General features: G+C 63.0%; 9 protein-coding genes. 4 read left to right on the top strand and 5 right to left on the bottom strand.

Annotated features, from left to right (window positions below; genetic code table 11):
• Positions 1-221: 221 nt before the first annotated feature.
• Entirely contained in the window at positions 222-587 is a 366-nt protein-coding gene (locus L981_RS15780; protein ID WP_043617946.1) for a GFA family protein, read from the top strand.
• Positions 588-645: 58 nt separating this feature from the next.
• On the opposite strand, the gene edd is transcribed toward L981_RS15780, so the two are convergent.
• The 5 genes from edd to L981_RS15755 all read right to left on the bottom strand — a co-directional run bounded on the left by edd (position 646) and on the right by L981_RS15755 (position 7792).
• Positions 646-2466 (bottom strand): phosphogluconate dehydratase, encoded by a 1821-nt coding sequence (edd, locus tag L981_RS15775; RefSeq protein WP_043617943.1) that lies wholly within the window; start codon positions 2464-2466, stop codon positions 646-648.
• 195 nt (positions 2467-2661) lie between these two features.
• The gene (gene pgl / locus L981_RS15770; protein ID WP_043617940.1) at positions 2662-3360 is read right to left on the bottom strand and encodes a 6-phosphogluconolactonase; all 699 of its coding nucleotides are present in this window, start codon (positions 3358-3360) and stop codon (positions 2662-2664) included.
• A gap of 8 nt (positions 3361-3368) precedes the next feature.
• Positions 3369-4844 (bottom strand): glucose-6-phosphate dehydrogenase, encoded by a 1476-nt coding sequence (gene zwf / locus L981_RS15765; protein WP_043617937.1) that lies wholly within the window; start codon positions 4842-4844, stop codon positions 3369-3371.
• A gap of 209 nt (positions 4845-5053) precedes the next feature.
• Complete coding sequence (locus L981_RS15760) at positions 5054-6340, bottom strand: FAD-binding oxidoreductase (protein WP_043617934.1); 1287 nt, start codon at positions 6338-6340, stop codon at positions 5054-5056.
• Between the two features lie 15 nt (positions 6341-6355).
• On the bottom strand, positions 6356-7792 hold the full coding sequence (locus tag L981_RS15755) for a glutamine synthetase family protein (protein WP_043617932.1): 1437 nt from the start codon (positions 7790-7792) through the stop codon (positions 6356-6358).
• 123 nt (positions 7793-7915) lie between these two features.
• Between L981_RS15755 and L981_RS15750 the strand changes: the two genes are divergently transcribed.
• The 3 genes from L981_RS15750 to L981_RS15745 form a co-directional block, all read left to right on the top strand.
• A complete protein-coding gene (locus L981_RS15750) occupies positions 7916-9100 on the top strand; it encodes an NAD(P)/FAD-dependent oxidoreductase (protein ID WP_043617929.1) in 1185 nt (394 codons plus the stop codon).
• A gap of 235 nt (positions 9101-9335) precedes the next feature.
• Complete coding sequence (locus L981_RS35095) at positions 9336-9482, top strand: hypothetical protein (RefSeq protein WP_197067147.1); 147 nt, start codon at positions 9336-9338, stop codon at positions 9480-9482.
• A gap of 354 nt (positions 9483-9836) precedes the next feature.
• On the top strand, positions 9837-11979 hold a 2143-nt coding region (locus L981_RS15745), incomplete at its 3' end, for a methyl-accepting chemotaxis protein (protein WP_043617926.1).

The raw sequence follows: 11979 nt of genomic DNA, 5'->3' as shown, positions 1-11979 counted from the left end.
GCTGCCTTTTGAAGCGGGTGCATGCCAACAACGTCATCGAGGCGCGCTTCCTGCGCATGCTGACGGACCGCGACCTCAATCGCATTTTCGTCTACAGCACCCATCCGAACCATCGCAACCGCACGCTCGACATCTATCGCTGAGGTGCCGCGCCGGACTTGACGGCCCTGCCGCGCTCAATGGATGGTTGTGGTCTCAATCAACGGGATCGGACCTGAACCATGCAGCGACCCTATCGGCTTTCCTGCCATTGCGGCGATATCGCCGTCGAAGTCGACGAAGAGCTGACCGGTCTCGTCGACTGCAATTGCTCGACCTGCCGGCGCTCCGGCTTCCTGCATTGGAAGGTGGACGCCGCCAAGGTGAAGCTCTTGACCGAAAAGCGCCGCCTGTCGAGCTACATCTGGCGCGGTCTTAACGAGGGGCATCATTTCTGCCCGACCTGTTCGACGCCGATCATGCGCAGCGGCTACCCGGACAACAAGATCTCGATCAATGCCCGCTGCATCGAAGGCGTCGATGTCTTCACGCTGGAGATCGAGCGCTATGACGGGCGCAACGACATGTTCCCCGGGCCACTGCCCTGAGCTTTTCACGATCGTTTGAAGACCAAGCGCCGCCCCAATGGGAGCGGCGCTTTTTATGTCAGTGGAAGAGAACGCTGGCGCCCTGATCAGCCGCGCCCGCAATCGCCCGGAACGGCGCGAAGAGCTCGCGGCCCATGCCGAAGTCGTTGTCCGACAGGTCGGCATGCGCCGGCACACGCGTCTTGAGCGCGATATCCTCGACCAGCACTTCGATCGTGCCTGCAACAGCGTCGATGCGGACGATGTCGCCTTCCTGGATGCGAGCGATCGGGCCGCCGTCCTTCGCTTCCGGCGTCACGTGGATTGCCGCCGGCACCTTGCCGGAGGCGCCGGACATGCGGCCGTCCGTCAGGATGGCGACGCGCTGGCCGCGGTCCTGCAGGATGCCGAGCACGGTCGTCAGCTTGTGCAGTTCCGGCATGCCGTTGGCCTTCGGGCCCTGGAAGCGCACGACGGCGACGAAATCGCCCTCGAGCTTGCCGGCCTTGAAGGCGGCGTTGAGTTCGGCCTGGTCGTGGAAGATCTTGGCTGGCGCCTCGATGATGTGGCGATCCGGCTTGACGGCAGAGATCTTGATGACGGCCTTGCCGAGATTGCCGGTCAGCATTTTCAGGCCGCCCGTGTGCTGGAACGGCTGGTCGATGGTGGCGAGCACCTTCGGGTCGGCACTTTCCTTCGGCGTCGGCACGCGTTCGACATTGCCGTCGGCGCCGAGGCGTACGTCGATCTTGTAGGCGTCGAGACCCTGGCCGACGACGGTGCGCACGTCGTCGTGCAGCAGGCCGGCGCGAAGCAGCTGGCTGATCAGGAAGCCCATGCCGCCAGCGGCATGGAAATGGTTCACGTCGGCAAGTCCGTTCGGATAAACGCGGGCGAGCAGCGGCACGATGTCCGAAAGCTCGGAAATGTCCTGCCAGGTCAAGACGATGCCGGCAGCACGCGCCATGGCGACGAGGTGCATGGTGTGGTTGGTCGAACCGCCGGTCGCATGCAGGCCGACAACGCCGTTGACGATCGAGCGCTCATCGATCATTTCGCCGGCCGGCGTGAACTCGTTGCCCATGGCGGTGATCGCCAGCGCCCGCTTGGCCGCTTCCTTCGTCAGCGCGTCGCGCAGCGGCGTGCCCGGATTGATGAAGGAGGCGCCGGGCAGATGGAAACCCATGATCTCCATCAGCATCTGGTTGGAGTTGGCGGTGCCGTAGAAGGTGCAGGTGCCCGGTCCGTGGTAGGACTTCGATTCCGCCTCCAGCAGTTCGTCGCGGCCGACCTTGCCTTCAGCGAACAGCTGGCGAACCCGCGCCTTCTCGTCGTTCGGCAGGCCCGAGGTCATCGGCCCGGCGGGCACGAAGATCGCCGGCAGGTGGCCGAAGGTCAGTGCCGCGATCACGAGGCCCGGCACGATCTTGTCGCAGACGCCGAGATAGACGGTGGAATCGAACATGTTGTGCGACAGGCCGACGCCGGCCGCCATCGCAATCAGGTCGCGCGAAAACAGCGACAGCTCCATGCCCGGCTGGCCTTGCGTGACGCCGTCGCACATGGCGGGCACGCCACCGGCAACCTGGGCGACGCCACCTGCCTCGCTGGCCGCCTGGCGGATCAGCGCCGGATAGGTCTCGAACGGCTGATGCGCCGACAGCATGTCATTGTAGGAGGTGATGATGCCGAGATTGGCCACGCGGTCGCCCGCAAGCGCTACCTTCTCGGCGGGGGAACAGACGGCAAATCCATGCGCGAGGTTGCCGCAACCGAGCACGCTGCGATGCGGACCGCTCGATGCCGCCCGGCGGACGCGATCGAGATAGGGCTCGCGGTGGGGTTTCGAGCGCTCGACGATGCGAGCCGTGATCGAGGCAATGCGGGAATCGGCGGACATGGCAAATCCTGTTCCGGAGTCTTCGGACTCCTCATCTTCATCCAGTCATCGTCCGGAGCGCGGCGAGCTTGGGAGAGCGCAAGCCGCGTCCCGGCGTTTCTCAGAAACACCTGTGCAATCCGACGGGAGCGCGCCACCGGCTGAACGTGTCTCCAAAGTTCCTATCGGGCCGGTTCGGCCCAACATCATTCCGATCTACGGCGCCCAGTAGATCTGCACCGGCGACGCGGCGCGGCGCAGCATCGCGCGGATCGGCATGTCCTTTTCGTCGCCGGCTTCTTCGGCCTTGGCGAGAACCGTCTTCTTGCCTTCGCCCTCGATGTGCAGCACCAGAAGCCGTGCATCCTGGAGGCTGGCAAAGGTAAAGGTCAGGCGGGTTTCGCCGGCACCCTCGGCTTCCATCGTGATCACGCCGCGCGGCGTTGCCGGATCGATGGCGCGCGCGAGTTGCGATCCGCCCGGGAAGAACGATGCGGTGTGACCGTCCGTTCCCATGCCGAGGATCGCCACGTCGAACGGTGCGCCGATCTTCGCCGTTTCCCGGCTTGCCAGATCAGCCGCGGCCTCCGCCGTCGGGGCCGCCTGGTAGAGCGGCAGGAAGGTTGCTGCAGCCGCCTTGCCCTGAAGCAGGTTGGCCGCCACCAGACCATGGTTGGAGCGGTCGCTTTCCGGCGGCACGAAGCGCTCGTCGACCAGCGTCACCGTCACCTTGTCCCAGGCGATGTCCTTCTTCGACAGCGCCTGGAAGAATGCCTTGGGCGTGGAGCCGCCGGAGACGGCGATGCTCGCGGAGCCGCGTGCGGCAATGCCGGTGGCGAGCGTCTGGCCCACTGCATCGGCAAGGCCTTGCGCCAGTGCTGCGCCGTTTTCGAATGTATGAAGTGTAGACGTCATCGGCGCACCTATATCGCGTCGTTCCAGGTCCGGCCGTCGCGCTCGATCAGCGCGATCGACTGGCTCGGGCCCCAGGTGCCGGCGGTGTAGCCCTGGACCTGCTGTCCGGTCTCTTCCCAGGCCTTCAGGATCGGATCGACCCACTTCCATGCGGCCTCGACTTCGTCGCGGCGCACGAACAGCGTCTGGTTGTTGCGGATGACGTCGAAGAGCAGCCGCTCATAGGCGTCCGCATTGCGCACGGCAAAAGCCTCGGCGAAGCTCATGTCGAGCGAGACGCTGCGCAGGCGCATGCCGCCCGGGCCCGGGTCCTTGATCATCAGCGACTGCTTCACGCCTTCGTTCGGCTGCAGGCGGATGACCAGCTGGTTGGCCGAGATACGGCCGGCATTGTTGTCGAAGATCGAGTGCGGGATCTGCTTGAAGGTGATGACGATTTCCGACATGCGGCCGGCAAGGCGCTTGCCGGTGCGAATATAGAAGGGCACGCCGGCCCAGCGCCAGTTGCTGACCTCGGCCTTGATCGCCACGAAGGTTTCGGTGTTGGAAACACCGCCTTCGAGCTCTTCCAGGTACCCCTTGACCGGGCCGCCAGCCGAAGCGCCGGCGCGGTACTGGCCGCGCACCGTCACCTGCTCGACATTCGACGAGGTGATCGGTTTCAGCGCGCGCAGAACCTTGAGCTTCTCGTCGCGCACCGCTTCTGCGTCCATCGAGGTCGGCGCTTCCATGGCGACGAAGCAGACGAGCTGCAGGATGTGGTTCTGCACCATGTCGCGCAGCGCGCCGGCCTTGTCGTAGTAGCCGGCGCGGTTTTCCAGGCCGACGGCTTCCGACACGGTGATCTGCACGTGGTCGATATGGGCGGAGTTCCACAGCGGCTCGTAGAGCGCGTTGGCAAAGCGCAGCGCCATCAGGTTCTGCACCGTCTCCTTGCCGAGATAGTGGTCGATACGGAAGATCTGCTCTTCGCGGAAGACCTTGCCGATCGTGTCGTTGAGTTCGGTCGCAGACGCAAGGTCACGGCCGATAGGCTTTTCGACGACGATGCGGGTGTTCTTGGTGATCAGCTTGTGGTCGCGGATGCGCTCGGAGATGTCGCCGAAGATCGCCGGGCCGACGGCGAGATAGAAGGCGCGAATGCGCTCCTTGCCCTCTTCGAGAATCTTCTTCAGCGCGTCCCAACCCTGGTCGGACTTGGCGTCGACGGAGACGTAGAACAGGCGTGCAGCGAACTTCGCGACTTCCTCTTCCTTGTACTCTTCCGGCTTCAGATGTTCCTTCAGCGCGTCAACGGCAAACTTGCGATAATCCTCATGGCTGAGTGCCGCGCGCGAGGCGCCGATGATGCGCGTCGGCTCGGTGATCTGGCCTTCCAATTGCCGGTGATAGAGCGCCGGCAACAGCTTGCGCTCCGCAAGATCGCCGGTGCCCCCGAACACCACATAGTCAAATGGTTCGACGGGAATGATCTGGCTGCTCATGGGATATCTCGATCTGTTCAGGTCAGGGGCACATATAATCTAATCGATTTAAAGGCGCTAGTGCGGGATGAGGAAAAGTGCGTGCGGTTTTCCGCCCGCATCCCGCATTATCTTCTAACTATTGAACACGTTTATGATTTTGGGTCGAGCCGACCCAAAATCATCGTGATCTCAAGCGCGGCGCAATAAAATGCCGCCGCAAGCCTTCTTCAGAACCTGTCGCGTAATGCGTACCAGCTAAGCGCGAAGAAGAGAAGGGCGGAGCGGAGCCGGGTTCCGCCCGGAAAAGCCGGAATTTTCAGCGCCTTCAAGAGGTCGAGCTCGGTGTCCTTGCCGAGCGCCAGGTCCGCATAGAGCTTGCCGCAATAGTTGGAGAGCATCACACCGTGGCCGGAATAGCCGCCGATCGAGGTGACGCCGGGCATGACCTCGCGACAGAAGGGCGTGCGTGGCATGGTGATGCCGACGGAGCCGCCCCAGGCATGGGTGATCTCGACATTGGCGAGCTGCGGATAGATCTCGCTGATCTGCCGGCGGATATGGGTGGAGATGTCGCGCGGATTGTCGGCGGTATAGGCTTCGCGGCCGCCGAACAGAAGCCGTCCATCCCGTGACTTGCGGAAGTAGCGCACGACGAAGCGCGAATCGTCGACCGACTCACCACCGGGAATGACGTCAGGGTGGTCCGAAAGCACCGTCGTCGCGCCGATGAAGGAACGGATCGGCATGACATGGCTGGCGCTCACCGGCTCCAGGTTGCCGATATAGGCATTGCAGGCGACGAGCACGCGGTCGGCGGTGATCGTGCCGCGGTCGGTGGTGATGACGATCGCGCCGCCCTTGCGGTCGATCTTCAGGGCCTTGGTCTGCTCGAAGAGGTTGGCACCGGCAAGCGCTGCCTGTTTCGCAAGGCCGACCAGCAGCTTCATCGGGTGGATGTGGCCGGTGCCGGCATCGCGAATGCCGAAGTGGTAATGATCGGATCCGAGCCTGCTTGCGGTTTCCTCGCGCTCCATGAAGGTCAGGTGCGGATAGCCGAAGCGTGTCGCCATCGCCTCGGCATGGTCGCGATAGTCTTTTTCGAGGCTTTGCTTGTGCCCGACCGAGAGTTGGCCGGGCACGAATTCGATGTCGATCTCGTGCGCGTTCGCAAAGTCGAGCACGTAACGCTTTGCGTTCTCGGCCATGTCGAACAGCGCCTGCGCCCGTTCGTGGCCGAGGCTCTCTTCGGTCTCGTCCGCCCAGGCGCGTTGACCTGTGCCGAACTGGCCGCCATTGCGGCCAGAGGCACCGTCGCCGAAGCGGCAGGCGTCGATCAGGGTGACGTCGACGCCTTGCCTGGCAAGGTTGTAAGCCGCCTGAAGTCCCGTATAGCCGCCGCCGACGATCGCGACATCGGCTTTCCGCGATCCCGGCATGGGCGGATAGTCCGGTCGGTCCGGAACAGTCGCCTCATACCAGGAGTAACCGGGCGAGATCGGGCTTTGCCAGGACATGGAGAACCTCTGAGATCAGACGTTGAGAAGCAGGAATTCGCGCTCCCAGGGACTGATGACCTGCATGAAGGTCTCGAACTCGCCACGCTTGACGCCGGCATAGATGGCGATGAACTCGGGGCTGAGCACATCTGCAAGCGAGGGTGCCGATTCCAGCAGCGCAACCGCTTCGAGCAGGCCGCGGGGCAGGTCGATCTCTCCCTCGTTGGCCGTGTCCTCGGTCGGCGCCGTCGGATCGCGCTGTTCTATGATGCCGAGATAGCCGCAGGCGAGCGAGGCCGCGAGCGCCAGATAGGGATTGGCATCCGAACTCGGCAGCCGGTTCTCGATACGCCGGGCGACCGGCTCCGACACCGGGATGCGGAAGGCAGTGGTGCGGTTGTCGTAGCCCCAGGCGGTGTTGACCGGCGCCGACATGTCGGGCGTCAGTCGGCGGAAGGAGTTCACATAGGGCGCCATCATCACCAGCGTGCGCGGCACATAGTGCTGCATGCCGCCGATGAAGTGGAAGAATTCCTTCGATGCGGAACCGTCCGGGTTGGAGAACAGGTTGCGGCCGGTGTTGATCTCGACCACCGACTGGTGAATGTGCATCGCCGAGCCGGGCTGGCCCTGCATCGGCTTCGCCATGAACGTGGCATAGATGCCGTGTTTCAGCGCCGCCTCGCGGATCGTCCGCTTGAACAGGAACACCTGGTCGGCCAGCTCGATCGGGTCGCCGTGGCGCAGGTTGATTTCGAGCTGCGCCGGTCCTTCTTCGTGGATCAGCGTATCGATCTCGAGACCCTGCTTCTCGGAGAAGTGATAGATGTCGTCGATCAGTTCGTCGAATTCGTTGATGCCGGCGATCGAATAGCCCTGGCCGCCGAGGATCGAGCGACCGGAACGGCCTTTCGGCGGATGCAGGGGATAGTCGGGATCGTCATTGGTGGCGACGAGGTAGAATTCGATCTCGGGTGCGACGACCGGCTTCCAGCCCTTCTGCTTGTAGAGATCGACCACGCGCTTCAGCACGTTGCGCGGCGTGTAGCTGATCTGCTCGCCCTGCGAGCCGACGATGTCGCAGATCACCTGCGCCGTCGGGTCGGTCTCCCAGGGAACGACCGAAAGGGTCGAGAGATCGGGCACGAGCTTGATGTCGCTGTCGCGGGAATCGTAGCGGAACTGGCCGGTTTCATCTGGATATTCGCCCGAGATCGTATGGCGGTAGACGGCCGAGGGCAGCGCCAGGGAGGTGTTGGAGGTGAACTTCGAGGTCGGCATCATCTTGCCGCGCGGAACGCCGGCGAGGTCGGGCGTGATGCATTCGACGTCTTCGATGCCGCGGATCTTGAGCCAGTCCGTGGCTTCCTTCCAGGTCTTCACACCGCGGAGGGAGTGGAGGGCGGGGGGTATTTTCGAAGTCTTGCTGATTTTCGTTGTTTGTTGGGCAGCACTTCTCTTGGAGGGCATAAATCACCGGTTTTGGCTTCGGATAGCGCATCATAACCACAGATTGGCAATTGGCTAGATGGGCTTGATCATTGACTTTCTGCTTTGCCACCGGAATGGAAGGACAAACGAGCGGAGTGTTTCGTGGCTGAAAAGACAGATGTGGTCATCATTGGCGCCGGTGCCGCCGGCATGATGTGCGCCATCGAGGCGGGCAAGCGCGGCCGCCGCGTGGCCGTGCTCGACCATGCCAAGGCGCCGGGAGAAAAGATCCGCATCTCCGGCGGTGGCCGCTGCAACTTCACCAATATCCATGCGGGGCCGAAGAACTTTCTGTCCGCCAATCCGCATTTCGCAAAGTCGGCGCTGGCGCGCTACACGCCGCGCGATTTCCTCGCTTTTGTCGAAAAGCATGGCATCGCCTGGCACGAAAAGACCCTCGGTCAACTCTTCTGCGATCATTCGGCGAAAGACATCATCAAGATGCTGCTGTCCGAAATGCGCGACGTGCATGCCGATCTTCGCCTCGAAACGACGATCGAGAGCGTCGAGCGCCATGGCGCCGGCTTTCGCGTGATGACGGGCGAGGGACCGATCGATGCGCAGTCGCTGGTCGTTGCCAGCGGCGGCAAGTCGATCCCGAAGATGGGGGCGACCGGGCTTGCCTACCGGATCGCCGAGCAGTTCGGCCTCGGGCTCATCGAAACGCGTCCCGGTCTCGTGCCGCTGACGCTCGATCCGGCGCAGCTCGAAGCGATCGGTGATCTGGCCGGCGTCGCTGCCGATGCGGAAGCGCGATCCGGCAAGACGGCGTTCCGCGAGGCGGTGCTGATCACCCATCGCGGCCTGAGCGGCCCGGCCATCCTGCAGATTTCCTCCTATTGGCGCGAGGGGCAGGAGATCGTGCTCAGGTTGATGCCCGACATCGACATTGCCTCCCTTCTCAAGGATGCGAGGCGCAGTCACGGCAAGCAGGCGGCGCAGACGGCACTCGGTGATATCCTGCCGCGGCGGCTGGCACAGTTTTTCGCCGACGGCGCAAAGCTGACCGGGCGCCAGCTGGCCGATCTCTCGGACAAGACCATCAACCAGCTTGCCACCTCGATACAGGCCTGGACCATCAAGCCAGCCGGTTCGGAAGGCTACCGTACGGCCGAAGTCACGCTTGGCGGCGTCGATACCAACGGGCTCGACTCCAAGACGATGCAGGCAAAGGCTGTGCCGGGGCTCTATTTTATTGGCGAGTGCGTCGATGTGACCGGCTGGCTCGGCGGCTACAATTTCCAATGGGCCTGGGCGTCGGGCTTTGCGGCCGGCCAGGACGCCTGATTTCCCCGGTTTTGGCGGGGCGAGCTTCAGTGATTGTTAATATATCTCGCCGAACCTTTATCCTTGTCGGCACAGCCGGCAGTTGGTGGGATCGGATTGTCGCGTAAACGGAAATAACACTGTTTCTGATTTTTTGACTTTCTTCCGCCACGGCATGGCTGCAATATAACTGTGACGGGCAATACGGGTCATGCGGACCCAGCGTTGCCGGTCAATGTGACAAGGACAGGATGCCATGAACCAAATCCGCCGCCGTCCCCGCGCCATCGCGATCGCCCGCACCGATGAAAGCCGTCAGCAGAAGGCCGCACTCACGCGCCTCGCCTTGATTGCATTCTTTGCGGTTGCCGCCCTCGCAACCCTTCCGGCTCTCTGGTTCTGAGTTCAGGGGATCGGCCTTAAGCGGCCGCCTCTCGGGCGCATTTGACGCGTCCGCGCACGCCTACGGATTTTCTGCCGCGGGTTGAATGCGCTTATACAAATTTTAATCGTTCAAAACAGATAGTGCGACGATGTGAGTTTCGTCAGGTTCACGTTGCCGAGGAGTGGCGCCGTGGATCCGCAATGATTGCCGACGGACTGGCGGTGTGCGCCGCATGATTTTTCGAAAAACATCAGCCTGTTTGCGCATCGGGTGGCTCTCGATCGTTCGCACATTCACGCCCTGTCGTTGAGTGCGGAGACCTAGCGAGCCGTCGGGGGAGGCGAATGCGAGCTGCGAGCCAAGGTGTTTTCCATGTTCATCGATAGAATTCTTGCCCGTTTCAAGATCCAGACGAAGGTGCTGTTTTTCATTCTGCCCTTCGTCGTCAGCATCTGTGCCGTCGGTATCACCGGCCTCTATGCATCCGGCCTGCTTCAGGGACGCATGGAGATTTCCAACAGCGTGTTGCAGACCTTGAGCGGCTTCAAGGATGTCTATGCGGGCATGAACGCCTTCCTGCATTCGACTACCGAAGAAACCCGCGATGCCGTGCAGTCGACGATCTCGGCGCAGAAGGACGTGCTCGCCGATACGGCTGCACAGGTCGCCGGCCAGAACGGCCAGGACGAACTGAAGGCGGCAATCGCGGCGACCAGCGACATCGAGGCCCGCATCGGCGGCCTTTGGACGCTGCACGTTGGCGAGCAGGACCTGCGCACGGCAATGAACTCGAACCTCGACGCCCTGCTGATCGAGCGCGCCAAGATCAACGAAGAATCGAACCGCCTGCAATACGCCGTTCGCAAGAGCGAGAACGCCGCCAAGACCATGCTGCGCGAGGCTGAAAAGCTGATGCGCGCCAGCCGCTTCTTCAACGAATTCGGCACCGAGGTCAGCAAGGCGATCAGCGTTGACGATAAGCTGAAGGCCGTCAAGGAACGCTTTCCGATGATCGGCCGCACCGAGCGCGACATCTTCCGCCTGCTGCCGAAGGACGAAAAGTCGCTCACCGAAACCATCACTTCGGCCTCCGCCGAGATCGGCGCGATCCTGAAGGCGCCAGCCGGCCCCGAGACGCTTGCGGGCATTTCCAAATATGTCGACCGCTTCCGTACCGCGAGCTTCCGCCTGGAAGCGGCGTCCGTCGGCAAGATGCGTGACGCGACGCGGATTTTCGCCGAACTCGACGAGCAGATCGTCACGACGGAATCGGTTCTGACCGCTACCCGCCGTCTCTCGTCGTCGATCACCGATATCCAGATTTCCGCCGCCACCTTCATGGGCCTGACGAACGAGAGCAATCGCCAGAAGCTGCTCGACAAGTCGCTCGCCGTTCAGCAGAACATGGCGACGCTTCGCGGTGTCGCGAGCGACGGCGCCTCCTTCGACAAGATCGCCGACACGCTGATGCCGATCCTGACGGCGATGAAGAAGGATGCCGCAGCGCTCGTCGAGATCACCGTCAAGCGCACCGCAGACTTCGACGCCGCCGGACAATCGATCAACCAGATCTGGACCGACCTCACCGAATTTGCCGAACAGCAGAAGGTTGCCGCCGGAACCGAGCGTAACGAGGCGAACCAGATCTCGGTCGCCGCGACCGTTGCCGGTGTCGTCATCGCGCTTCTGGCAGGCATCGCCCTGACGCTGACGCTGAAGAAGCCGATCGGCCAGATCACCGCAGCAATGCGTCGTCTCGCCGATGGCCGCCTCGACACGACGATCGACGGCGACGGCCGCCGCGACGAAATCGGCGACATGGCGCGCGCCCTTGGCGTGTTCAAGGAGAACGCGCTCTCCAAGGTCCGCATCGAGGCCGAAAGCGAAGAGCAGCGGACGCGCGCCGATATGGAGCGCAGCCGCAACGACCAGGAAAAGCGCGAGCTCGATCGCCAGATCGATCTCGCCGTCAGCGAACTTGCCGCTGGCCTTGGCCGCCTGGCCCAGGGCGACCTGTCGCGCCAGATCGACGTGCCGTTCCACGGTCGCCTCGAGCAGCTGCGCCAGGACTTCAACGGTTCGCTGATCCGCCTGCAGGACACGCTCGCCCAGATCCGCGCCAATGCGCAGGCGATCCAGGAGAGCGGCTCCAGCATGCATCATGCGGCAGATTCGCTGTCGAAGCGCACGGAGGCCCAGGCCGCCTCGCTCGAAGAAACCGCGGCCGCCGTCGATCAGATCACTGTCACCGTCCGTTCCTCGGCCGAGCGTGCCGGTGAGGCCAACCATGCGGTGATCCAGACGAAGCGCAGCGCCGACAGTTCGGCGACCGTCGTCACCAACGCGATCGCCGCCATGGGACGCATCGAGGAGGCTTCGCGCCAGATCGAGCAGATCATCGAGGTGATCGACGACATCGCCTTCCAGACCAACCTCCTGGCGCTCAATGCCGGTATCGAAGCGGCGCGCGCCGGTGAAGCCGGCAAGGGCTTTGCCGTCGTCGCCCAGGAAGTGC

The organism is Ensifer sp. ZNC0028 (genome assembly GCF_000799055.1).
Lineage (GTDB): Bacteria > Pseudomonadota > Alphaproteobacteria > Rhizobiales > Rhizobiaceae > Ensifer.
This window is presented reverse-complemented; position numbering and strand designations above follow the sequence as displayed.

Coding starts and splice junctions, on each gene's coding strand:
- L981_RS15780 (WP_043617946.1), top strand. CDS start 222: ATGCAGCGACCCTATCGGCTTTCCTGCCATTGCGGCGATATCGCCGTC.
- edd (WP_043617943.1), bottom strand. CDS start 2,466: ATGTCCGCCGATTCCCGCATTGCCTCGATCACGGCTCGCATCGTCGAG.
- pgl (WP_043617940.1), bottom strand. CDS start 3,360: ATGACGTCTACACTTCATACATTCGAAAACGGCGCAGCACTGGCGCAA.
- zwf (WP_043617937.1), bottom strand. CDS start 4,844: ATGAGCAGCCAGATCATTCCCGTCGAACCATTTGACTATGTGGTGTTC.
- L981_RS15760 (WP_043617934.1), bottom strand. CDS start 6,340: ATGTCCTGGCAAAGCCCGATCTCGCCCGGTTACTCCTGGTATGAGGCG.
- L981_RS15755 (WP_043617932.1), bottom strand. CDS start 7,792: ATGCCCTCCAAGAGAAGTGCTGCCCAACAAACAACGAAAATCAGCAAG.
- L981_RS35095 (WP_197067147.1), top strand. CDS start 9,336: ATGAACCAAATCCGCCGCCGTCCCCGCGCCATCGCGATCGCCCGCACC.